21 protein-coding genes and 1 pseudogene are annotated in these 21,254 nt (G+C 58.8%); 7 read left to right on the top strand and 15 right to left on the bottom strand.

What is annotated here, in order from left to right; translation table 11 throughout:
• Positions 1-168: 168 nt before the first annotated feature.
• The 12 genes and pseudogenes from SYN60AY4M2_RS10090 to psbE all read right to left on the bottom strand — a co-directional run bounded on the left by SYN60AY4M2_RS10090 (position 169) and on the right by psbE (position 8,092).
• Positions 169-1,119 (bottom strand): LysR substrate-binding domain-containing protein, encoded by a 951-nt coding sequence (locus SYN60AY4M2_RS10090; protein ID WP_011431213.1) that lies wholly within the window; start codon positions 1,117-1,119, stop codon positions 169-171.
• A gap of 269 nt (positions 1,120-1,388) precedes the next feature.
• Positions 1,389-2,036: a hypothetical protein gene (locus SYN60AY4M2_RS10085; protein ID WP_011431214.1), complete on the bottom strand. Its 648-nt coding sequence runs from the start codon at positions 2,034-2,036 to the stop codon at positions 1,389-1,391.
• A gap of 261 nt (positions 2,037-2,297) precedes the next feature.
• Entirely contained in the window at positions 2,298-2,786 is a 489-nt protein-coding gene (locus SYN60AY4M2_RS10080) for a YqeG family HAD IIIA-type phosphatase (protein ID WP_011431215.1), read from the bottom strand.
• A 43-nt stretch (positions 2,787-2,829) separates the two neighbouring features.
• Positions 2,830-3,951, bottom strand: coding sequence for an endolytic transglycosylase MltG (gene mltG / locus SYN60AY4M2_RS10075; protein WP_099812840.1), 1,122 nt, complete (start codon positions 3,949-3,951; stop codon positions 2,830-2,832).
• Positions 3,952-4,071: 120 nt separating this feature from the next.
• A complete protein-coding gene (gene pyrH, locus SYN60AY4M2_RS10070) occupies positions 4,072-4,836 on the bottom strand; it encodes a UMP kinase (RefSeq protein ID WP_011431217.1) in 765 nt (254 codons plus the stop codon).
• Positions 4,837-4,934: 98 nt separating this feature from the next.
• Positions 4,935-5,087, bottom strand: a complete 153-nt coding sequence (locus tag SYN60AY4M2_RS14110; protein ID WP_011431218.1) for a hypothetical protein — start codon at positions 5,085-5,087, stop codon at positions 4,935-4,937.
• A gap of 107 nt (positions 5,088-5,194) precedes the next feature.
• Entirely contained in the window at positions 5,195-5,500 is a 306-nt protein-coding gene (locus SYN60AY4M2_RS10065) for a TMEM165/GDT1 family protein (protein ID WP_099812838.1), read from the bottom strand.
• Between the two features lie 353 nt (positions 5,501-5,853).
• A pseudogene (locus SYN60AY4M2_RS10060) lies at positions 5,854-6,924 on the bottom strand (transposase).
• Between the two features lie 304 nt (positions 6,925-7,228).
• Positions 7,229-7,348, bottom strand: coding sequence for a photosystem II reaction center protein J (locus tag SYN60AY4M2_RS10055; RefSeq protein WP_011431222.1), 120 nt, complete (start codon positions 7,346-7,348; stop codon positions 7,229-7,231).
• Positions 7,349-7,488: 140 nt separating this feature from the next.
• Positions 7,489-7,614 (bottom strand): photosystem II reaction center protein L, encoded by a 126-nt coding sequence (locus SYN60AY4M2_RS10050; RefSeq protein WP_011431223.1) that lies wholly within the window; start codon positions 7,612-7,614, stop codon positions 7,489-7,491.
• Between the two features lie 5 nt (positions 7,615-7,619).
• Entirely contained in the window at positions 7,620-7,763 is a 144-nt protein-coding gene (gene psbF / locus SYN60AY4M2_RS10045) for a cytochrome b559 subunit beta (protein WP_011431224.1), read from the bottom strand.
• An 83-nt stretch (positions 7,764-7,846) separates the two neighbouring features.
• A complete protein-coding gene (gene psbE, locus SYN60AY4M2_RS10040; protein WP_011431225.1) occupies positions 7,847-8,092 on the bottom strand; it encodes a cytochrome b559 subunit alpha in 246 nt (81 codons plus the stop codon).
• A 316-nt stretch (positions 8,093-8,408) separates the two neighbouring features.
• Here psbE and SYN60AY4M2_RS10035 point away from each other — a divergent pair, with 316 nt between their 5' ends.
• Complete coding sequence (locus tag SYN60AY4M2_RS10035) at positions 8,409-10,109, top strand: S-layer homology domain-containing protein (protein ID WP_099812837.1); 1,701 nt, start codon at positions 8,409-8,411, stop codon at positions 10,107-10,109.
• Between the two features lie 305 nt (positions 10,110-10,414).
• Here the strand turns inward: SYN60AY4M2_RS10035 and SYN60AY4M2_RS10030 are convergent, their stop codons facing one another.
• Positions 10,415-12,130 (bottom strand): Ppx/GppA phosphatase family protein, encoded by a 1,716-nt coding sequence (locus tag SYN60AY4M2_RS10030; RefSeq protein WP_240527820.1) that lies wholly within the window; start codon positions 12,128-12,130, stop codon positions 10,415-10,417.
• A gap of 201 nt (positions 12,131-12,331) precedes the next feature.
• On the opposite strand from SYN60AY4M2_RS10030, the gene thrS reads away from it, so the two are divergent.
• The 4 genes from thrS to SYN60AY4M2_RS10005 all read left to right on the top strand — a co-directional run bounded on the left by thrS (position 12,332) and on the right by SYN60AY4M2_RS10005 (position 17,924).
• Complete coding sequence (gene thrS, locus SYN60AY4M2_RS10025) at positions 12,332-14,143, top strand: threonine--tRNA ligase (RefSeq protein WP_099812835.1); 1,812 nt, start codon at positions 12,332-12,334, stop codon at positions 14,141-14,143.
• 113 nt (positions 14,144-14,256) lie between these two features.
• Positions 14,257-14,523 (top strand): hypothetical protein, encoded by a 267-nt coding sequence (locus SYN60AY4M2_RS14510; RefSeq protein ID WP_240527819.1) that lies wholly within the window; start codon positions 14,257-14,259, stop codon positions 14,521-14,523.
• Between the two features lie 17 nt (positions 14,524-14,540).
• On the top strand, positions 14,541-15,746 hold the full coding sequence (gene fmdA, locus SYN60AY4M2_RS10015; protein WP_099812834.1) for a formamidase: 1,206 nt from the start codon (positions 14,541-14,543) through the stop codon (positions 15,744-15,746).
• Positions 15,747-16,376: 630 nt separating this feature from the next.
• A complete protein-coding gene (locus tag SYN60AY4M2_RS10005) occupies positions 16,377-17,924 on the top strand; it encodes an ABC transporter ATP-binding protein (protein WP_099813327.1) in 1,548 nt (515 codons plus the stop codon).
• On the opposite strand, the gene malQ is transcribed toward SYN60AY4M2_RS10005, so the two are convergent.
• Positions 17,921-19,522 carry a 4-alpha-glucanotransferase gene (gene malQ / locus SYN60AY4M2_RS10000; protein ID WP_099812833.1) on the bottom strand — a complete coding sequence of 534 codons (1,602 nt, stop codon included), beginning with the start codon at positions 19,520-19,522 and terminating at the stop codon, positions 17,921-17,923. The two genes, SYN60AY4M2_RS10005 and malQ, sit on opposite strands and share 4 nt — an antisense overlap.
• Before the next feature lie 155 nt (positions 19,523-19,677).
• Positions 19,678-20,349, bottom strand: a complete 672-nt coding sequence (gene pyrE / locus SYN60AY4M2_RS09995; RefSeq protein WP_099813326.1) for an orotate phosphoribosyltransferase — start codon at positions 20,347-20,349, stop codon at positions 19,678-19,680.
• Between the two features lie 236 nt (positions 20,350-20,585).
• Here pyrE and SYN60AY4M2_RS09990 point away from each other — a divergent pair, with 236 nt between their 5' ends.
• Together SYN60AY4M2_RS09990 and SYN60AY4M2_RS14505 are read left to right on the top strand one after the other, a co-directional pair.
• A complete protein-coding gene (locus SYN60AY4M2_RS09990; RefSeq protein WP_099812832.1) occupies positions 20,586-21,179 on the top strand; it encodes an IS607 family transposase in 594 nt (197 codons plus the stop codon).
• The coding region (locus SYN60AY4M2_RS14505) for a helix-turn-helix domain-containing protein (RefSeq protein WP_240527891.1) at positions 21,133-21,254 on the top strand (122 nt) is incomplete at its 3' end. The genes SYN60AY4M2_RS09990 and SYN60AY4M2_RS14505, both read left to right, overlap by 47 nt.

The raw sequence follows: 21,254 nt of genomic DNA, 5'->3' as shown, positions 1-21,254 counted from the left end.
GGACTCAGGTCCCCCCGTATACGGGGGGATGTAGGGGGGCGGTGGGACTGCCGCTCTCTGGCTGTGGAGGATCCTGGTTTACCAGTCCGTTGAAGCAGCAACTCCGGGAAGTGATTCTCGGAAGCTCCCGTCTACAGCCCGTCAGGGCTTAGCGGGAGAGGATGTCACTCAAGCGAGCAACTGTAAGTGGGGAGGGGGAGTTTTCAGCCAGTCTTGGCAGCTCAGCAGCCCCTCGCGAAAGCGGGTGGCCGCCTGCGATTGATAGCGCTCCGGGTTAAACGCCAGCCAAAGGGTGCGCCGTATCTGCAGCCCTTCCACCGCCAGCTTTTTCAGCCGCCCTTGCTCCAAGTCGGAGCCCACCGCCACCATCGACAAAAAAGCCACCCCCAAGCCAGCCTGGACGGCATTCTTGATTGCCTCAATCGAGCTGAGTTCCAGCCGTACATTTAGCTGGCCCGGGTTGATGCCGTGGCGATTCAGCACCCGGTCGATGGTCTGCCGCGTGGAAGACTGGGGATCCAGGGTAATGAAGGGCAAAGTCAACAGATCCACAAGGGCGGGAGCATCGAGGGCACAGCTGGGGGCGCCGACCAACACGTATTCGTCTTCCGCCAGAGCAATCACCTTCAAATGCCGCTGTAAGTCAAAGGGGATCTCCCCGCCGACAATGGCCAGATCCAGCCGACCCTCCACCAGCTTCTGGGCAATTCGCCGTGTGGATTGCACCAAGAGCTGCACCGAAATCTGGGGATAGCTGCGGTGATACTGCGCGATCAAAGAGGGCATGACGTAGGTGCCCACCGTTTGGCTGGCCCCCAAAACCAAGTGCCCCCCTCCCATCTCTTGCAAATTGGCCAGAGCTTGAACCGCTTCCCGGCAGAGCTTGAGGATGCGCTCGCTGTAGTGCAGCAACACCTGCCCCGCATCCGTCAGCTCCACCTTGCGCCCGCCGCGGTCAAACAACACCACTCCCAACTGTCGCTCCAGGTTCTGCACCTGCAAGCTGACCGCTGGCTGGGAGACAAACAGGCTCTCCGCAGCCCGCCGAAAACTCCCCTGCTGCGCAATCGCCTGAACGATGAGGAGCTGATCCAGGGTAAACGGCAGTTCATCCGCCATAGGGAACTCCAAATCACCCAGCGGGATCCCTTCCAACCCAGCGAACTCGGCAGCCCAGGATCGAAAGCCCGCCTGAGATCATCATATATAAGCAGGCTAAATACTAAGAAAATACAAAAGGTGAGCAATCTCGAGAGAACGGCTCGCTCCCGCCTTTTGGACGGGATCTGGGGTGGAGCGCCTCTCCCGAAGAGCCGTTGAAACTGTTTGTTGAAGTTGAGAGCCATCCCCAAGGGCCAGGCGGCTCTGGACCTGTCTTTGGCTTCCCTCTAGCGAGGGCCATAGGGCGTCCAATAGCCGCGCCCCTGTTGCCTTGCCGCATTGGCTGCCTCTTTGAGAATGACGCCGTACTTGAGGCCATTGGTTTGCGGCGACAGTAGGCCATGCCCCAAAAACAGCATTTCCTGGTTGATGAGGGTATTGGCCCGCCAAACGTAGGCAGGCAGGGTGGGGGTGGGGGCCAGAGCGGGATCCAACTCCAAGAAAACCTCGCGCCCCAGCAAAGCCGTCTGCAGGTATTGACCAGCATTGGAGATGGGCAGAGGGGTTTGCCCGCGCAGCTTCGTCCACGTAGGATTGAGCTCTGCCGGCAGAGGAGCAATCCCGATCAGTTGCACCAGCCGCAAATTCAAGTCCCCTTCGAGCTGGACAACCAGGGTGTTGTAATCGACCACCCGAATGACTTGTGCCCGTTTGAGGCTGCGTAGATCCGGACGGGCTACCAAGGTCAAGGCCCAAGCGGGCCATGCCGAGACCAGCAAGGGCAAGGCCAGCAGGCTGCTCAGCTTAATTAAACTCCGTCCCTGGGATATCAACAGAGACTTGGGACGGTGAGAGATGGGAACAGACCGCAGCGATTTCTGCATCATGGACTTCACCCGTTGCATGGCGGACTTGACGACAGGGATGGTTTGCATGCTTAACCTTTGAATTTGACGCTGCCTTTACACCGCCACCCGGCGGGCCCAATGCCGGAGCCGGCTCACTGCCGTCACTCTACAAAAAACTTGGGCAGATGGGTCAGTTCTGCAAGCTGTCTCTCGATTTCAACTTGCGGATGCGCCACCCCCTGACAACCTATAGAGTCATTTCAAAAATGAAACGGCTCGTTACGTTATTTCCTAGCTCCCCTCTCCCTCTGGGAGAGGGGACGGGGGTGAGGTTGTCCAAAGAATCTCTCAAACGCGGGGATCCAGGATGGCCGCAGGGCTCTTCTCCAGAGTCTTGGGCAGGAGGGAGTTGACCAATACGGTAACCAAGCCCAGCCGATTGCCCGCCAGGATATCCGTCCACAGGCGATCGCCCACGATGGCCACCGCCTCCACCGGCAGGTTCATTTGCGCCACAGCCCGCCGCAGAGCGCGCCGCGAGGGTTTGCCGGCGCCGTGAATGGAAGGCAGGTTCAAGCTCTCGCCGATTTGGCGAATGCGGTTGCGGTTGAGGTTGTTGCTCACCAGCCAAATCTGAAAGTGGGGGCGCAATTGCTCCAGCCAGGCGGCCACAGCCGGATCCACCTCAGCCTGGCGGATCGGCACCAGCGTGTCGTCCACGTCGAAGATGACGCCCCTCACCTGCCAGGCCAACAGATCTTCTGCCCGCAGCCGCAAGACAGTGCCGGCCACCACCACATCCGGTTGCAGGAGCTTGAACCAAGGTTTGCGTACCATCGAGAACCTTTTCAGCCACCAACTGCCAATGCTCCTGACCTTCTCATTGCGAAGTGGGCGGGGATCCCTGCCGCTCGCGGAGGATTTGCCGTTGAGCTGCCTCGTGCTCGGCTAGGGTCTTGCTGAAAACATGGGTGCCGTCGTAGCGGGCCACAAAGTAGAGGTAATCGGTCTCCTCAGGCTCCAAAACGGCTTTGAGGCTGGCCAAGCCCGGACTGGCGATGGGGCCAGGGGGCAAGCCGGGGGTGAGGTAGGTGTTGTAGGGGGAGGGGGTACGCACCTCGGCAAGGGTGAGGCGGCGATCTGGCGTCTGCTGGATGTTCAGGGCATATTCCACCGTCGGATCGGCTCCCAAGGGCATTCCCTTTTTGAGCCGGTTCAAAAAGACGCCCGCGATTAAGGCACGCTCCTCCGGCACGGCGGCCTCCCGCTCCACAATGCTGGCCAAGGTAACCCACTCATGCAAGGAGAGGGAAGTAGTGTGCTGGCGAAACAGGCGTAGGGCCACGGCGGCAAACCGCTGCAGCATGGCGTTGATGACAATCTCGGCTTTTTGCTGATCCGGCAGGGATCCCTCCACCTGTTCGACAGGAAAAAGATAGGTGTCGGGGAAGAGGTAGCCTTCCAGGGAGTTCAAGCTGGGGGGCAGCCAATCGAGGGGAGGGATCACGCGGGCCGTGGCGATGAAAACATCGGCTGCCAACCAGTTGCGCTCCGCCAAGGCCGCCGCCATCTGCTCGATCCGCCAGCCCTCCGGGATGGTCAGCCGCCGCTGCAGAATCCGGCCCTGCCGCAGTTGTCGGGCTACGGATAGCATGTCTTGGTTGGGATCCAAAGCGTAGGTACCTGCCTGAAACAGCCAGTCGCGTCCAAAGGTGCGGCTCCACAGCTCCCAGGCCAAGGCAGAGCGGATCACCCCCGCTTGGTGCAGTTGTTTCCCGATTAAACGGCTGCTGCTGCCCGGCTGGATCACCACCTGGATTGGCTCTGGGCCACCCAGCGGCTGAAGCCAGGTCTGCCAGCGCCAGTAGCCAAATCCAACGGCCAAGGCCACCAGGAAAGCTAAGCCTTGCACTAGACGGCGACCCCAGCGTTGGCGGCAGCGGGGCGGAGCACTTTGGGCGATCAGGCCTTCGGGCGAGGCGGGATCGCGGTGATCGGTCATCGCCTTCCCCTCCACATCGCGACAGCACATCCTCTGGCCAGGTTAGCGTGGCCAGAAGAGATCTTCAGGCCGTCACCGGTCAGTTAGGGCCACCCCCAGTGTAGCCTCGGCCTATCCCACTTAGGATCCGCTCTCCTGGGCCAGGCGGGCAGGGATCCCATTGCTCTTGGGAGTTGTTTGTCCAATCCAAGTGCCGATGGGCTCCCCTTGCACCACCCGGTAGATGTTGCCGGGAGTGGTCAAGTCGAAAACCACGATGGGTAGTTGATTTTCTTTGCAGAGGGCGATGGCAGTGCTGTCCATCACCCGCAGATCGCGGGTAAGCACATCCTGGTAGCTGAGGACATCGTAGCGGCGGGCCTGAGGATGGGTCTTGGGATCCGCGTCATAAACCCCGTCCACCTTGGTGGCTTTGAAGATCACCTCGGCATCGATCTCCGCCGCCCGCAAGGCCGCAGTCGTGTCGGTGGTGAAGAAGGGATTTCCAGAGCCTGCCCCAAAGATCACCACCCGCCCTTTTTCCAGGTGACGAATGGCGCGGCGACGAATGTAAGGCTCTGCCACCTCCTGCATGGCAATGGCCGTCTGCACCCGCGTCGGGATCCCGGCCCGCTCGATGGCATCTTGCAAGGTTAAGGCGTTGATGACGGTGGCCAACATCCCCACGTAGTCAGCAGAAGCTTGATCCATCCCCTGGGCAGCCGCTTCCTTGCGCCCGCGCCAGATATTGCCCCCTCCCACCACGATCGCCACCTGCACGCCCGCCCGCACCACCGAGGCTACTTCACTGGCAATGGACTGCAAGACCTCGGGGTCAATCCCGTAGGGACGTTCCCCCATCAGGGCTTCACCGCTCAGCTTCAGCAGAATACGTCGGTACTTCATGGCTATCCGCTCCAGCCCACCCCTGCCTACAATAGCAGCTTTGCTGGGCTAGCTCCGGTCAGGGTGTTGGTCAACAGAGCCTCTCGACGAACTTGCCATCACGGCTGCTGTTCTTCGCCAGCGCTGGCCTCCTGATCCCGAGGAACAGAACGGAAGCGGCGGCTATTGCGAGCACGACTTTTCTGAAACTGCTTGGCATACTCGCGGTTGCGCTCGGCTTTTTCCCGCTTCAGGTTGCGTTTTTTGGCCATGCTGGTCTTCCTGACCGGTTGTCCGGCATAAAGTGAGGCACTCAGGTGGAGTGCGAGGCGTCCTTAATCGTAACATGCTTTGCCGGAGCCATCCTGAAGGCCTCTGCTCAGCCAGCTATGGGCAGGGATCCCCAGAGCAGAGATAGGCCGATCAGGAGGAACCCCACGCCTGCCGAGGTTTTGATCCAGCGGGGGGGGATGACTCGCGCTACCCAAGCCCCCGCCCATACCCCAATGAAGCTGGTGCTGATTAGGGCAGCAGCAGCTCCGCAGAAGATCACCCCAAGATTTTGCGAGTGGGCGCTGAGGAGCAGGGTGGCCAACTGGGTTTTATCGCCCATTTCGGCCAGCAAAATTGAGCCGAAGCTGACCAGAGCAGCTCGCGCCGCTGTCTGTTTCAAGAAAGAGAACATCTGACTGCTGTGCAACACGTTTCTCTGTAGCCACGTTGCTCTTACACAAGAGGATAGCTTGGTAGCCCCGTACTTGAGTACGCGGCGGAAAAGCCCTTGAGCCACTTTAGTTGCTTCTTTGTTATTAGTACAGAGCTTCTCCAGGAAAACAACCTACTGCGGTGCAAAACCCGCGTGGCAATAACTAACCTGGAGGAACTTAAGTCCGAAGTAAGCAGAACTTTGAGGTTATGCCTCAAAGGACTGTCTAGAGGCGTCTTGACAGCGCCTTCGCGAGTCCACTTTGGGCTGCGTAAGAATCCCCTGGGTGGGAGTGTCAAAGCCACCCTTCCCCTTCACGGGAGATGTGTAAACTACCGGGCTCCGACCGCTCCCCAACCCCCCGTATACGGGGGGAGGTAGGGGGGCTGGTTTACAGCAGCCCCCAATAATGCAATCACGTTGGCACCGTTAAAATCTGCATCCCCTTTCCAGCCACAGACCGAGTTCACACAACGAAAATGCTTCCCTTCCCGTTGCCCAATCCACAGGCACGGGTGGCAGGTCTGCGAGCTGTAGGCAGGCGGCACCACCCCAACCTGGATCCCGGCCCGCAGCGCCTTGTACTGCACAAACTGCTTCAGTTGATAGAACGCCCAACTATTCGACCGCCGCCGCTCTATCTTAACTGCGCGGCTGTCGGTTGGTGCGCTCCCTAATGCCACTCAGGTCTTCCAGGGCAATAAAACTGTGGGTGGCCTGCGCCCTCGACACAATCGCTTTGGAGATGCAGGGATTGACCCAGGTTTGCAAGCGTCTCTCCTGACCAGACAGCCGTTGCAAGAGTTGGCGGCATCTGCGCCGACTAGATCTTGTGCCCTGACTGGCTTTGCGTTGAAGTGACGCCCGCAGCCGGGAGGAGTGGTCTCTGACCTGGTTCAACGGCTGTCCATTCCAGTTGTCCTCCTCTGAGGTATGGGCAATATCTCTCCTCCCCAAGTCCACCCCCATCGCCTTGGGGGTGTCTGGCTCGACGCCAATCTGGATGTAGTGAGAACCCTCTTTGCGTTTGACCAACGTGGCCGATTTGGGATTGGTGCCGGCCAGCATCCCTCGTTGATAGTTGCCAATGGCCAACTCAAAGCGTTCCCGACCCTCTACGGTGGTCAGCGACACCGTCCAGTCGTTCTCGCGGAAGGAAAAGATGCGGGCATCGTAGGTCACGAAGCCTGCCTTGAAGGCCTTGACCGGACAGTTCTGTTGCCGGGCAACCTTACGCGACCCTGCCACCCGTCTGCATACCTGTTGTGCCAGGATAGCCCAAAGCAGGTACGAATCTCGCGCTAGCAGAGAGATTGGAGCTTGACGGCGTTGACTATCTTCTCTGGTGTGTTCTCATTCACCCAGTTCAAGGCCTGCACAAAGGCGTCCAGAGTCGCATCCAGCTTGGCGGCTTGCGACTCCGATACCTAAGGACTCCGTCCCCCTAGCGCGAACAGTTTGATAGTCAAGACTTGGGGCATGCTGTAACTATACATCAACAGACCGCATTCCTCCCGTCACTGACCGGCCCGGCCCCCGGCCCCCCAGTCCCCCCGTATACGGGGGGATACAGGGGGGCTGGGCGGGGGGATATAGGGGGGTACAGGGGAGCTCCCGTGGTTTCTAGCTGACCCGCATACCCCGAAACGAAACAGAGCGAGGGGTCTGTCTAGATTACTGCCCCTCGCCCTCCTCTACTTGTCTAAACTACACGGGCGCTCCAAGACCGGTATAGGAGCCATAGAAGAAAAGCCCAACCACCGTGACCACACCCAAACCGACAACCACAGCCACTATCCACAGAGGGATCCTTGCCTGACTAGTCATAGCAACTGGCCTCCAGAAGAAAAAGATAGGTCTAAAAAGTTGCACCCGTAGTCTGCAAAGAGAACCAAGGGCTGGCTAAGGTAAGCCTACATTGATCCCTGCAGCTTTTTCTCAACTTAAGACCAGAGACAAGTGAAGTCTCAGTTGAGAAAGTAGCTGGAAAACAACAGCCCCACCACAAACACCAGCAGCAAGCCCAAGTATAGGGAGGTGCGGTTTAGCTCTACCGGCTGGGTGTTGGGATTCTTCTCAGGTTGATCAGCCATGGGGTTCACCGTTGAATAAACTGCATTGCGGCAATAGCTCCCAAAAAGAAAACGGTTGGAATCGCCAAAGTATGCACCGCCAACCAACGGACAGTAAAAACGGGGTAGAAAACAGGCTCGTCAGGTTTGTTAACAGATTTGGTCGCCATAGTCCAGATCCTGCATCTTGGAACGCAAAATAGATTTACAAATCGCAACAACTAAAGAGTTGCCAGCCTGGCCCTGCTCTTTCCTAGCGAGTTAACTTTTCCAGTTGCTCAAGAGCGTTGAAGCGGTCGCTGACAATCGGTAACTCCTGCCGCTCTGCGGTGAAATACTCATTGGGGCGCGGGGTGCCAAAGATATCATAAGCCAAGCCGGTGCTGACAAAAAGCCAACCCGCCAAAAACAAAGCGGGAATGGTCAGGGCATGAATAACCCAGTAGCGGACGCTGGTAATAATATCGACAAAAGGTCGCTCTCCAGTGTTGCCAGCCATGAAACTCCTCCCTGCACTAGGGGCAAAAGGGCTCTTTGAGTCTATAACACAATGATAAGGAGTTGCATGCACAGCTACAAGTTACAAGACAATTGCTCAAGCTGTTTGCCGCCAAGCGAGGCCCCATCCTTGCATAGGTAAGATCTCCTAACAGCCTCTGAGTTCAACTCTAGGGCAGCGTGAGCCGGAACGCCTGGGGTAGGGGATCCCACTGCCAAAGGGCGCAATCGCGACTGACATCGAGGGCTTGAGGACACGGCGGAACTTTGAGATAAGCTGGCTCTGAGGGGATGTCAACGGAACAGGAGTAACAGCTATGCGGTGCTCGTGGCCCCTAGCCTTGGGCCTATGTTGGACGCTAGGCTGGTCAAGCCTCAGCTTGCCGGCCTGGTCGCAAGGGGTCGAGCAGCAAGCCTCGCTGGCCTGGGCCGATGCCTACGTGGCAGCGCTGGAGCGCCAGACGGACCTGGTGCTCACCCAGGAGCCGCTGTCGGCGACCTTGACTCGTCTGGAATTGGCCCAGTGGCTAACGGAGTTTTTCGGCTACGTCCCCAACCCCAACCAGGTACAAGAGATTCGGGATCTCGAGCCCAATACCCCCGACTATTGGACGGCCCAAGCGGTGCTGCAGGCGGGAGCGATGCGCCTGTACGAGGGCAACGAGTTTCGCCCGCAAGGAGATCTCACCCACCTGGAAGCCCTGGCTATTTTGGTGCGGGCCCTGCAATTGCCTGCTCCCAACCAGGACGATATTGAGCGCTGGATGGCTCTGTACACCGATGCTGCCGAGGTGCCGGAGGTGGGGCGGGCTTTTGTGGCGATGGCAGGGGAAGCAGGGCTATTGGTGAATGTGCCGGATCCGGCCCGGCTGCGGCCCAATCGGGTGCTCAGCCGAGCCGAGGGGGCGGTGCTGTTGCACCAGGCGCTGGTGTATCGCGGTCAGCTTCCGCCTTTGCCAGCTCCGGTGGCGCAGTTGCGTCCCTCTCCTGCTCCGGTGGCCAAGACTGTCCAACCCGAAATCTTGCAAACGCGGATTACCCCTGAGTCGGGAGTGGTGCCGCCAGGGGGAACTCTGACTGTTGAGGCCCAGGCCACTCCCAACGGCAGGGCCACCGTGGATATCGGCAGCTTGGTGCAGGGCTTGCCCATGCAGGAGGTGCAGCCCGGCTATTACCGCGCCGTTTACACCCTTGGCCCTCAGGACAGCGCCCTCAGTCCCGATATTCGTATCCAACTGAGCCTCAACGGACGGGAGACCCGCGTTCAGCGGCGGCTCCCTCAACTGGCCCTGGGCAATGTCGCTCCCCCGCCGGTGGAATCGGTGTTTCCGCCCCCATCCCCTCTGCCACAACCGGCCACCCCTGAGCCTGCTCCTCTGGCTCCAGTCGGCAACCGCTATCCGCGTATTGAGGCGATTCGCTTGGATCCCCAGCGCGACCTGGTGGAAGGGGATATTCTCACCATTGCCATCTGGGGGGACTCGGGGGGGATCGCCCAGTTTGATTTGGGGAATTTGGCCCTGAACCAGCCGATGCGGGAGGTGCGACCCCACCACTACGAGGGCACCTACGTGGTGGCCCCCACCCACCAAGCCAGCAACCCCGTTTTGCGAATTGTGCTCACTAAGGATGGCCTCAGCCAGGAACACCGGGAGATCTTCCCTTTTGCAATCGATGGATCTAAGGGAACCCGCTCCACCATCCAGCCGGTCTCCGCACCTGTCGCTGCTGGGCTGCCCCGGATTTTCAATGTCACCACCAACAGCACCAACCTGCGCATGGGCGAGATCCTCAAAGTTACGATGCGAGGGGATCCGGGGGGGCGGGCAGCTTTTCGCATCGTCGGGGTGACGCCGGAGGTGGAGATGCGGGAGGTGGCGCCCGGCCTCTACGAAACCCAGCAGCAACTGCCCTTCAACATGCAGCCGGTCAACAACGGCCTCGTTGAGGTGATCCTGGAGCGGGGCGGCCAAAGAGCCACCCAAACCAGCCCCTCGCCCATTACCATCGCTCCCTGAGCAAAACTTGCCGTGCAGCCTCGCGAGAACTTTATCCCGCTGGTGCAAACGGTAGCTAAAGGAATACGATCCGCTTGCCCAGCTATTGGCGTTCACCGGCAGCTTGGTAGTTACAGCCATCTCAAATGGCAATGAAACGTTTCTCTGCGTCGTTATTGCTACGCAACGCTGTCGCGGACGCGCCGGCCGTGCGGAGCACTATCCCCAACTCCCCTCTCCCTTTGGGAGAGGGGCCGGGGGTGAGGGTAGAGGGGGTCGGCGGCAAAGTGTCTTCGTCTTGTTTGAAACGACTATACGCCCCTTGGCTAGACGGCTGCCTCAAAGGGATCGGCGCTGCGCTGGATCTGGGTGGATAATTTGGGAATCACCTGCAGCTTGAACTGTTGCTCGAAGACCTTTTTCTTCTCGTTCAAGCTCCACAGCTCCAGGGCACAGTCGTCGTTGGGGTGCCTGGGATCCAAAATCAGCTCCATGCAGCGGGGGCCTTCTCCCAGAAGCTGAAAACGGCAGTGGAGAGCTTGGATGGCCTGCAGGCGGCGGCGATCCAGAGCACAGGCTATGCGCAGCAGGGGGCTGAGCTCGAGGACAACTTGGCGATCCCGCTCGTTGCTGAGGCGTTGAAAGTTCTCGTGCTTCTTCTTGGGGGGCGACTTGCGGTGGTAGCGGGCCAGGTTGGCGATCACCTCTATCTCTTCCTCGTTGAAGCCCAACAGCTCCCCGTGGCGGATCAGGTAGTAGGAGTGCTTGTGGTGGGCGGCATGGCTGATGAAGTGGCCGCAGTTGTGCAGCATGGCGGCCGCCCAGAGAAGAGCTCGCTCGCGGGAGCCCCAGGAGTGCAGGATGCCGCGGGTCTGATCGAAAAGACTGAGGGCAAACTCCGCTACCCGCTCGGCATAGGGGAGCTCCACCTGGTATTTTTCCGCCAGCTTGAGGATGCTGCGCCGCCGCACCGAGCTGTGGTAGCGCAGCCGATCTTCAATGAGCCCCTGGCCGATCATCCAATCCACGATCAGCCCTTCCCGCAGGGCCCGTTCGCAAAACTGGATCCGCTCCACCCCCAGCAGGGTCATCACTGCCTCCAAAATGACCGCCCCAGCTAGGATAATCTCTCCCCGCCTTTCCCCGAGGCCAGGTAGCTTTTGCCGTTCGGCCACGGTGAGGGAGCGCAGCTCTTTGACATAGGCCCGCAGGGCTTCCAGGCTGAACTCATACCCCTGCAGGCGAGTGGGGGCAGCGCCCAGCCGACGGCGGGCATCCAACTGGGCCAAGCACTCGATGGTGCCGGAGGTGCCCACCAAGGTCAGGGATCCCGGCTGTTGGGAGGCTTCGACGATGCGCCGCATCTGCTCAATGGGAGCTTCCAGCATGCCGCGGACATGTTGCCGCAGCGCCTGCAGCTCGGCGGAGGTGGGCGGATCGTGGTGCAAAAAAGCTTGGGTCAGGCGCACCGCCCCCACCTTGATGCTGCGTAGAAACTCCGGCTCTTGGCCGTTGCCCAGAATCAGCTCGGTCGAGCCGCCGCCGATATCCACCACCGCGTGCAGCCGATTGTGGAACTCCATGGCCGAGAGCACCCCCAGGTAGATGCGGCGGGCCTCCTCCTGGCCGGAGATCAGCTCGATGCGCAGGCCCAGCTCCTGCTCGATCCGCTTCAAGAACTCCGGCCCATTGGGGGCCTCGCGCACAGCGCTGGTGGCCACGGCAACGATATCCTGCACCTGAAAGCTCTCGGCAATGCGGCAAAACCGCTCCAGAGCCGTCCGGGCCCGTTCCATGGCAGCAGGGGTAAGGGCGCCCGTCTGGCTGCAGAATTCCCCCAGCCGGACGGTGGCTTTTTCGCGGGAGATGATGGTGAAGCTGGGGATATTGGGGTTAATGCGCACCACCACCATGTGCAGGGAGTTGCTGCCCACATCGATGGCGGCTATGACCGGAGCAACTCCAGACTCAGAAAGGGGGGCCGGTTTCGGTTCAGAGGCGGCGGCAGAGCGTTCGGCAAGGTTGGCGAGCGAAGAGACCATGAATGAATTCAGAGGTTGCGACACTTTGCGACACTTCTAGAATACTGTGTGCTTTCCCCCCTTTTTCTTGGCCGAGCTGTGGGTTTAAAGGCGACGGTCTTTCTTAAACAGAGAGTTGTCCCCGTTGCGGATCCCGGCTGTTCTGGCCTCAGACTAAGATAAAAGCACTGCAGAGTCATTTTTGTCGCCAAGCGGGTTCCGATGTCTCAACCAGCCGCATCCCCTCAACAGGCCAACAGCCCCCTCAAGCTGCTGCGTACCCACGAATCTCCCAAGCTGGAGCGCATCCGCCACACCACCTCTCACGTCCTGGCGATGGCGGTGCAAAGGCTGTTTCCCAAGGCCCAGGTAACCATCGGCCCGACGACCGACTATGGCTTTTACTACGACTTTGACCATCCCGAGCCCTTCACGCCGGAAGATCTGGAGCGCATCAAAAAAGAGATGCAGGCGATCATCAAGAAAGGCTTGCCGGTGATCCGCGAGGAGGTGAGCCGGGAGGAGGCCAGGCGCCGCATCGAGGCCCTCGGCGAACCTTACAAGCTGGAGATTTTAGATAGCATTCCCGAAGGCGAGCCGATCACCATCTACCATCTGGGGGATGAGTGGTGGGATCTCTGTGCCGGCCCCCACGTGGAAAACACGAAGGAGATCAACCCCAAAGCTTTTGACCTGCTCAGCGTGGCCGGCGCCTATTGGCGGGGGGACGAGACCAAGCCGCAGCTCCAGCGCATCTACGGCACCGCCTGGGAGACGCCGGAGGAGCTCAAGGAATACAAGCGGCGGCTGGAAGAGGCCAAGCGGCGGGATCACCGTAAGCTGGGCAAGGAGCTGGGCCTATTTATATTTGCCGATGAAGTGGGGCCGGGCCTGCCCCTTTGGACCCCCAAAGGAACTACTCTGCGCTGGGTGCTAGAGGATTTTCTCAAGCAGGAGCAGCTCAAGCGGGGCTATCTGCCGGTGGTGACGCCCCACATTGCCCGCGTGGATCTGTTCAAGATCTCCGGCCACTGGCAGAAGTACCGGGAAGACATGTTTCCCATGATGGCCGAGAGCGAGGAGGCGCGCGCCGCTGAACAGGGCTTTGTCATGAAGCCGATGAACTGTCCTTTTCACATCCAAATCTATAAATCAGAGCTGAGATCCTACCGCGATTTGCCGCTGCGCTATGCCGAGTTCGGCACCGTCTATCGCTACGAACAATCGGGGGAATTGGGGGGCTTGACCCGCGTTCGCGGCTTTACGGTGGACGACGCCCACTTGTTCGTTCGTCCCGATCAGTTGGAAGAAGAGTTTCTCAAGGTTGTCGATCTCATTCTGGTGGTTTTCGACAAGCTCAAACTCAAAGATTTTCGCGCCCGCCTCAGCTTCCGCGATCCCAAATCCGATAAATATCTGGGATCCCCGGAAGAGTGGGATATGGCCGAGAATGCCATTCGCCGCGCGGTGGAGAAGCTTTCAATGCCGCATTTTGAAGGGATCGGAGAGGCGGCTTTCTACGGGCCGAAGCTGGACTTTATCTTCCGCGACGCGCTGGATCGGGAGTGGCAGTTGGGCACGGTGCAGGTAGACTACCAAAACCCGCAGCGCTTTGACTTGTACTATGTGGCCGAGGACGGATCCCGGCAGCGGCCGGTAATGATCCACCGCGCTCCCTTTGGTTCGCTGGAGCGGCTCATCGGCATCCTCATCGAGGAATACGCGGGGGATTTTCCCTTCTGGCTGGCGCCGGAACAGGTGCGCATCTTGCCCGTTTCCGACGAATACCTGGGCTATGCCACCCAGGTGCGGGATCAGTTGCGAGAACAGGGGATCCGCGTCCACATCGATGCCGACAGCGACCGCCTGCCCAAAAAGATCCGCAACGCCGAGAAGGCCAAGGTTCCCTTCATGCTGATTGTGGGGGAAAAAGAGCAGGCAACTGGCACAGTGAGCGTGCGGCAGCGCCACGGCCAAGACCTGGGATCCCTGACGGTGGCAGACTTCCTGGATCAGGTGCAGGCGCTCAACTAGCCGGTTGCGGCAATGGAGGGCAGTGGAGTTTTCAGAACTTGAGGATCCCAGATGCCGGGGAGCTCAAGAGAGGGCCTGAATGTCCCTTTCTAAAGAAAAGCCAGCCGACGGCCGTGTTGACGGCCCGCCGCTATTCTGGCGGCAATGCCCAGAAGATCGTTGTGGGGCGGGAGCTTTCCTGTGGATCCAAGGTGCTGGTGGCTGCCCAGCCGACGCGGGGGGTGGATGTGGGGGCCATCGAGGCCATTCATCCTAAGCTCCTCATCTCCCGCTCTGCGATTGTAGATAACAGCACTATGAATTGTAGCTCTTGCTACAGTATTAGCTTCTCTATTGGAGATAGGCTTTTGTGCATTCAAAGTCTGACCGCAGAGCGATGACTCAAGGATAGGATCCCATGCCCAAAACGCTGTTTAAAGTTGACCTGACTAAGCCAATGGATCAACAGGATCTACCGGGTCACAACCGCTGGCATCCTGATATTCCCGCTGTGGTTTCTGTAAACCCTGGCGAGGTATTCCGAATTGAGTGTAAAGACTGGACGGATGGGCAAATCAAAAACAACGATGACCCTTCCGACATTGAGCAGGTTGACCTAAGCGTTGTCCATGTTTTGAGTGGGCCTATTTGGGTTAACGGCGCCCAGCCTGGAGATATCCTGGTTGTCGATCTGTTAGACATTGGGCCACTGCCGGGAGACGAGTGGGGGTTTACAGGTATTTTTGCCAAAGAAAATGGAGGGGGATTCCTCACCGATCATTTTCCCAACGCGGCCAAAGCCATCTGGGATTTTCAAGGCATTTACACCACTTCCAGACACATTCCCCATGTGCGCTTTGCCGGCATCATTCACCCCGGCCTCATTGGCTGTGCCCCATCTCACGAGTTGCTGGCGGCTTGGAATAAGCGGGAAGCTGAGCTGGTCGCTTCGGCTCCCGATTTGCGCACTTACGGCGCGGGGCTATCTGGCAATCAGCCTGTGCTGGCCGCCTTGCCCAATCCCAAGAACGCAATTTTGGGAACTTTGCCCAAGTCAGAGTATGAGCGGGTTGCTGCTGAAGCGGCTCGGACGGTGCCCCCGCGAGAGCACGGCGGTAATTGCGATATTAAAAACCTGTCTAAAGGAACACGGATCTACTTCCCGGTTTACGTGGAGGGTGCCAAGCTGTCGATGGGAGATATTCACTTCTCGCAAGGGGATGGGGAGATCTCTTTTTGTGGCGCTATTGAGATGTCGGGCTACATCGATCTCCACGTCGATCTAATCAAGGGTGGTGTTGAGAAGTACGGATTGGTTAACCCCATTTTTAAGCCCGGCCCTGTTGAGCCACGTTACTCGGAATACCTTGTGTTTGAAGGCATTTCTGTGGACGAGTTTACAGGTAAGCAGCATTATATGGATGTTCACATTGCCTATCGACGCGCCTGCTTAAATGCCATCGAATATCTGAAAAAATTCGGCTTTACGGGAGAACAAGCTTATCTGCTGCTCAGTGCTGCACCGGTGGAGGGCAGAGTGAGTGGGATCGTCGATATTCCCAATGCTTGCTGTACGGTGGCTATTCCTACGCAAATCTTCGACATAGATATTCTCCCTAGGTGAATGTTATCCGATGCCTCGTTCAAGGGGGTGGAATAGGAAGATGCCGCTGTATGAGTTTAAGTGTCAAACCTGTGGGGAGTTTGAGGTATGGCGGCCCTTATCTCAATATCGAGATCCGGCCTATTGTCCTTCTTGCAATCAGGAAGGGAAACGTCTCATTTCAGTTCCCATGGTTCAGCTTTCCAGCTCTTTGCCTATTTCAAAGGGAGGAAGAGAACCCAAACTGATCAAGCGTGAACAGCACTCAAATTCTGATCCAAACTCGCCAAAATATCGCTCCCAATCCTGTGGGCGACCTTGGATGTTGCACCATTAGTTATTAGACATAGTTGTTTCAGGCTAGGGTAAGACGCATGGACTATTGAAAAAAGCCTTCTGGCCCCGTGCATTATTGCTCCGCAGCGCTATTGCTATGCCTACGGCACCCTGACGGGAACCGCAACGCTGACGCGACGATGCGACGACGTAACGACGTGACCAACGTTTTAGGTGTGGGTGCAGTGTCCCAGTTTGAATCGAAATGACCATAGTGCTTAGAAAAAGAGAGACTCTCACAATACCCCCAGAAATGCTTTCCTCTGGCATGGTAGTTCACAACCTATGCTGGAAGAGGCGTTCAAGAAGCACCTCATGAGTGGGCCTGATCCTTCCTTGGCAGAGGGATCCCATCGCAGCGATATCGCCCTTCGTTTACAGGGGATCACCAAGCGTTATCCTCTGGTGTTGGCCAACGACCACATCGATCTGGAGGTGCGTTGGGGAGAGATTCTGGCGCTGATGGGGGAGAACGGGGCGGGCAAGTCTACCCTGATGAAGATCGTCTATGGGTTGGTCAGCCCGGACGAGGGATCCATTCAAGTGGATGGGCAACTGGCCAAAATTCACAGTCCCGCCGATGCCATTCGGTTGGGAATTGGGATGGTGCATCAACACTTTATGTTGGTGGATCCCTTGACGGTTACGGAAAACGTGGTTCTTGGGGCCGAACCCGGCCATCTTTTTCAGGTCGATTTCCGTCGGGCCAGGGCTGAGGTGGCTCAGTTGATTGCCGAGATGGGCTTCCATCTGGATCCCGACGCCAGAGTGGAGGATCTGCCGGTAGGCCTACAGCAGCGGGTGGAGATCTTGAAAATGCTCTACCGCAAGGCCCGCATCTTGATTTTGGATGAGCCGACGGCAGTGTTGACTCCGCAGGAGGCAGGCGAGCTGTTTGCGTTTTTGCGCCGCTTTGCCCGGCGGGGGGGAGCTGTCATTTTCATCAGCCACAAGCTGAAGGAGGTAATGCAACTGGCCGACCGCGTCACCGTCATTCGGGATGGCAAGGTGGTGGCGACGTTGCCCACTGCCCAAACCGATGCCCAGGAACTGGCGCGGCTGATGGTGGGGCGGGAAGTCAGTCTGACCGTTGAAAAAAAGGCCGCTACCCCTGGGGAGGTGTTGCTGGATGTGCGAGATCTGTGGGTGGATATACCGGGGCGGAAGCCGGCGGTGGCGGGGGCGAGCTTCCAGGTACGTGCCGGCGAGATTGTGGGCCTTGCCGGTGTGGAGGGAAACGGCCAAACGGAATTGGTGGAGGCGATCACCGGCTTGAGAAGCTACCGCGGCCAAATTCGCTATGGAGCCGGATCCCTGTCTGCTTCGGCCCGACAGGTGCGTTGCTGGGGTCTGAGTCATATCCCCGAAGATCGCAATGTGAGAGGTTTGGTGCTGGATTTCCCCACCCGCGACAACCTGATCCTGGGGGATCACCATCAAAAGCCGTATACCGGCTGGTTGGGATTTTTTTGGGAAGAGGCCATTGACCAACATGCCCGCCAGCTGGTGGAGAGCTTCGACGTTCGCCCCCGCAGCATTTCCCTGACGGCCCGCCGCTATTCTGGCGGCAATGCCCAGAAGATCGTTGTGGGACGGGAGCTTTCCTGTGGATCCAAGGTGCCGGTGGCTGCCCAGCCGACGCGGGGGGTGGATGTGGGGGCCATCGAGGCCATTCATCGGCGCATCCTGCAGGCGCGGGATCAGGGCATGGGGGTGCTGCTGGTGTCGGCGGATTTGAATGAGGTGATCAGCTTGTCGGATCGCATTTTGGTGATCCATGAGGGCCACCTGGTGGGAGAACTCACGCCTGAAGAGGCCACCGAAGAGCAGCTAGGGCTGCTGATGGGCGGGATCCAGCATTAGACGAGGCCGGGGGCAGCTTGAGAAGATCCTGCCGCTCGTTCTTGGGCTAGGGCTGCTCGCCGTTGTTCCAACTCTTGAGGAGAGATGCGCCCGTAGGTGACGCTCATCTCGGCCAGCCGCTGGATCATGTCCTGCCGCAGCATCTCCTCGCGGTAGCGCCAGGCCCAGTTGTTCTCGGCCCTGCCGGGGAAGTTCATGCGCGCCTCTGCCCCCAGGCCCATCACATCTTGCAGGGGAATGATGGCCAGGTCGGCCACGGAAGCCAGGGCCAGGCGAATCAGATCCCAGTGGATGCCGTCGGATCCCTGGCAGCCCAGGTAGCGCAACAGGTTTTGCTTTTCCCACTCCGGGCGTTCTGGGTCATGAAACCAGCCCACCACGGTGTTGTTGTCGTGGGTGCCGGTGTAGACGACGAAGTTGCGCTCGTAGCTGTGAGGCAGATAGGGGTTATCGGGCCCCGAGCCAAAGGCAAAGAGCAGCACCTTCATGCCGGGCAGGCCAAATTGATCCCGCAGTTGCAACACCTCCGGCGTAATGTCTCCCAGATCTTCGGCGATCACCGGGATTTTCCCCAGCTTGTCGGCCAGCGCCTGAAAGAAGTCGGCCCCCGGCCCTTTTTGCCACTCGCCTTCTACCGCTGTTTCCGCAGCGCCGGGGATGGCCCAGTAGCTCTCGAAGCCGCGGAAGTGGTCGATGCGGACGCAATCCACCTGCTTGAGAATGGCCTGGATGCGCCGGATCCACCAGTCGTAGCCGCGGGCCTTGAGCACCTCCCAGTTGTAGAGGGGGTTGCCCCAGCGCTGCCCGGTGGGGCTGAAATAGTCGGGGGGCACGCCGGCTACCTGCAAGGGCCGTCCTTGTTCATCCAGGTGAAACAGCTCCCGGTTGGCCCACACATCGGCGCTGTTGGGGGCGACATAGATGGGTATGTCCCCGATGAGCTGCACTTGATGCCGGTGGGCGTACTCTCTTAGGGATCCCCACTGTTGGGCAAATAGATACTGCCAAAACATCTGCCGGGTGATGGCATCGGCATGGCGGTCACGGGCCTCTTGCAAAGCCAGGGGATCCCGTTGTGCCAAGGCTGGATCCCATTGGGTCCATTCCTGGTCGCCATACACCTCTTTGAGGGCCATGAACAGGGCGTAGTCCGGCAGCCAATCGGCCTCGGCAGCACAGTAGGCTTGAAAGGCTTCCCAGTCGGCGGCGGTGGCCTTGTCTTTGAAGGTGGCCCAGGCGCGGCGCAACAAGCCCAGCTTGAAGGGGATCACGGTTTCGTAGTCCACCCGCTCAGCATTCCCCGCCTGGATGGCTGGCCATTGGGGCAGATCCTGCCAGCCGTTGGGTTCCAGCCAGCCGGCTTTCACCAGCAGCTCCGGGCTAATCAGCAGTGGGTTGCCGGCAATGGCAGAAAAGCTCATGTAGGGGGAGTTGCCCCAGCCGGTGGGGCCAAGGGGCAGCACCTGCCAGAGGCGCTGGCCGCTTTCCACCAGAAAATCCACAAACCGGTAGGCAGCCGGCCCCAGATCGCCGATGCCAAATGGCCCCGGTAGCGAGGTGGGGTGCAAGAGGATGCCACTGAGTCTGCCCATGCGCATGGCTAAACCCTTTTCGCCCTATTTCACCGCCTATCCTGTCACTTCTACAGCCCAATGACAGCTACCAATCGACAAAACCAAGACCAAAGGTCAAAAGCGCCAACGGCCTTTTTGGCTTGGCCAGCTCTTGCAGCGGAGGAGAGATGGGGAGCCTCTCAAGAGCAGGCTTGGGAACCCCCCTCACCTCCCAAAACCGGCCAGCCCACCAAGCCCTGGCGGAGACTCTGATGGCAGGCACGCACCTCTTCAAGGGTAAACAGGCGGCGAAAGGGGATCCCCATTTCGCGGTAACGGGCCTCTGCCCCTTCCAGTCGATCCACCAAAGCCAGGATCCCTTCTGCCCGATAGCCCGCTGCCCGCACCCGCTCGACAGCCTTGAGAGCCGAGCCGCCGGTGGTCACCACATCCTCCAAGATCCAAACCCGGCTGCCCGCCGGCAACTCCGGCCCCTCGATCCAGGCCTGGGTGCCATGTCCCTTAGGCTCTTTGCGGACAATCAGGGCCGCCAGGTTGGCCGGCTCAGCCTGCAGAGAGGCCAAACTCACCGCTGTGACCAAGGGATCCGCCCCCAAGGTCATGCCGGCAACTGCCTCGGTCTCAGGGGGCAGTAGCCGATGCAGCAGGGATCCCACCAGGTAGGCTCCCTGGGGGTGGAGGGTAACCGGCTTGCAGTTGATGTAGTAAGTGCTTTGCTGCCCAGACGTGAGGGTAAAGGATCCCTCGCGGTAGGCCAGTTGGGCCAGCAAATACAGCAATTTCTCCCGCGCCTCAGCCGAGGAAAGACTTAAGGGAGAACAGTCTAGGAGCAACACAGCAGGGATCCCCATCAGCTCAACCGTCAACCCATAGATGCGGCAATAACTAACCTGGAGGAACTTCAGTCCGAAGTAAGCAGAACTTTGAGGTTATGCCTCAAAGGACTGTCTAGGGGCGTCTTGACAGCGCCTTTACGAGTCCATTTTGGGCTGCGTAAGAATCCCCTGGGTGGGAGCATGACTCTAGTCAATGATATGCTGGACTATACTGAAAATAATGTACAGTATGTTCAGTATGGCTGCCTGGCATGGCTAGGTATGTAAAACCGAGAGAAGCAGCAGCTTATTTTGGGGTGTGTCTCCACACCCTCAGACGGTGGGAACAGAAAGGCTGGATTAAGGCAATACGCACACCATCTGGTAGAGCGAGAAGGTATGACCTCGACAGTTACGTCAGAACACCCAGAAAGGATAAACGAGTTGTTTTGTACGCCCGAGTCAGCAGTCGAGGGCAGAAACCAGACTTGGAGAGACAGATTGCAAGACTGGTTAACCTCTATCCTGGAGCCGAAGTGGTCGGAGAGGTTGGCGGCGGTCTCGACTTCAAAAGACCGAAGTTCCTTGCCTTATTGGAACGAGTCCGTGCGGGAGATGTCGGAACGATTGTGGTCGCTCACCGGGATCGACTCTGCCGGTTTGGATTTGAGTTCGTTGAGTGGTACTGCCGTCAATACGGGTGCGAAATCTTGGTTCTCGATGACGATCACCTTTCTCCCCAACAGGAACTGGTTGAGGATATCCTCACCATCCTGCACTGCTTCAGCAGTCGGCTCTACGGACTCAGAAAATACCGGGCTGCAATCGAGAAAGATACGGATTTATCCGGAGCCAGCGCTGGCTAAAGTTTGGAAGCGGTGGCAAGCGGCGTGCCGGTACTGCTACAACCAAGCGATTGCCTATCAGCGCCAGCATGGTGC

Origin of the sequence: Synechococcus sp. 60AY4M2 (assembly GCF_002760375.1) — a bacterium.
Lineage (GTDB): Bacteria > Cyanobacteriota > Cyanobacteriia > Thermostichales > Thermostichaceae > Thermostichus.
Note: the sequence above shows the minus strand (reverse complement) of the source record. Positions and strands in the feature narration are given on the sequence as shown.

Bases quoted from the DNA above. Each gene is read 5' to 3' on its own strand.
- SYN60AY4M2_RS10090 (WP_011431213.1), bottom strand. From the start codon at position 1,119: ATGGCGGATGAACTGCCGTTTACCCTGGATCAGCTCCTCATCGTTCAG.
- SYN60AY4M2_RS10085 (WP_011431214.1), bottom strand. From the start codon at position 2,036: ATGCAAACCATCCCTGTCGTCAAGTCCGCCATGCAACGGGTGAAGTCC.
- SYN60AY4M2_RS10080 (WP_011431215.1), bottom strand. From the start codon at position 2,786: ATGGTACGCAAACCTTGGTTCAAGCTCCTGCAACCGGATGTGGTGGTG.
- mltG (WP_099812840.1), bottom strand. From the start codon at position 3,951: ATGACCGATCACCGCGATCCCGCCTCGCCCGAAGGCCTGATCGCCCAA.
- pyrH (WP_011431217.1), bottom strand. From the start codon at position 4,836: ATGAAGTACCGACGTATTCTGCTGAAGCTGAGCGGTGAAGCCCTGATG.
- SYN60AY4M2_RS14110 (WP_011431218.1), bottom strand. From the start codon at position 5,087: ATGGCCAAAAAACGCAACCTGAAGCGGGAAAAAGCCGAGCGCAACCGC.
- SYN60AY4M2_RS10065 (WP_099812838.1), bottom strand. From the start codon at position 5,500: ATGTTCTCTTTCTTGAAACAGACAGCGGCGCGAGCTGCTCTGGTCAGC.
- SYN60AY4M2_RS10055 (WP_011431222.1), bottom strand. From the start codon at position 7,348: ATGACTAGTCAGGCAAGGATCCCTCTGTGGATAGTGGCTGTGGTTGTC.
- SYN60AY4M2_RS10050 (WP_011431223.1), bottom strand. From the start codon at position 7,614: ATGGCTGATCAACCTGAGAAGAATCCCAACACCCAGCCGGTAGAGCTA.
- psbF (WP_011431224.1), bottom strand. From the start codon at position 7,763: ATGGCGACCAAATCTGTTAACAAACCTGACGAGCCTGTTTTCTACCCC.
- psbE (WP_011431225.1), bottom strand. From the start codon at position 8,092: ATGGCTGGCAACACTGGAGAGCGACCTTTTGTCGATATTATTACCAGC.
- SYN60AY4M2_RS10035 (WP_099812837.1), top strand. From the start codon at position 8,409: ATGCGGTGCTCGTGGCCCCTAGCCTTGGGCCTATGTTGGACGCTAGGC.
- SYN60AY4M2_RS10030 (WP_240527820.1), bottom strand. From the start codon at position 12,130: ATGGTCTCTTCGCTCGCCAACCTTGCCGAACGCTCTGCCGCCGCCTCT.
- thrS (WP_099812835.1), top strand. From the start codon at position 12,332: ATGTCTCAACCAGCCGCATCCCCTCAACAGGCCAACAGCCCCCTCAAG.
- fmdA (WP_099812834.1), top strand. From the start codon at position 14,541: ATGCCCAAAACGCTGTTTAAAGTTGACCTGACTAAGCCAATGGATCAA.
- SYN60AY4M2_RS10005 (WP_099813327.1), top strand. From the start codon at position 16,377: ATGAGTGGGCCTGATCCTTCCTTGGCAGAGGGATCCCATCGCAGCGAT.
- malQ (WP_099812833.1), bottom strand. From the start codon at position 19,522: ATGCGCATGGGCAGACTCAGTGGCATCCTCTTGCACCCCACCTCGCTA.
- pyrE (WP_099813326.1), bottom strand. From the start codon at position 20,349: ATGGGGATCCCTGCTGTGTTGCTCCTAGACTGTTCTCCCTTAAGTCTT.
- SYN60AY4M2_RS09990 (WP_099812832.1), top strand. From the start codon at position 20,586: ATGGCTAGGTATGTAAAACCGAGAGAAGCAGCAGCTTATTTTGGGGTG.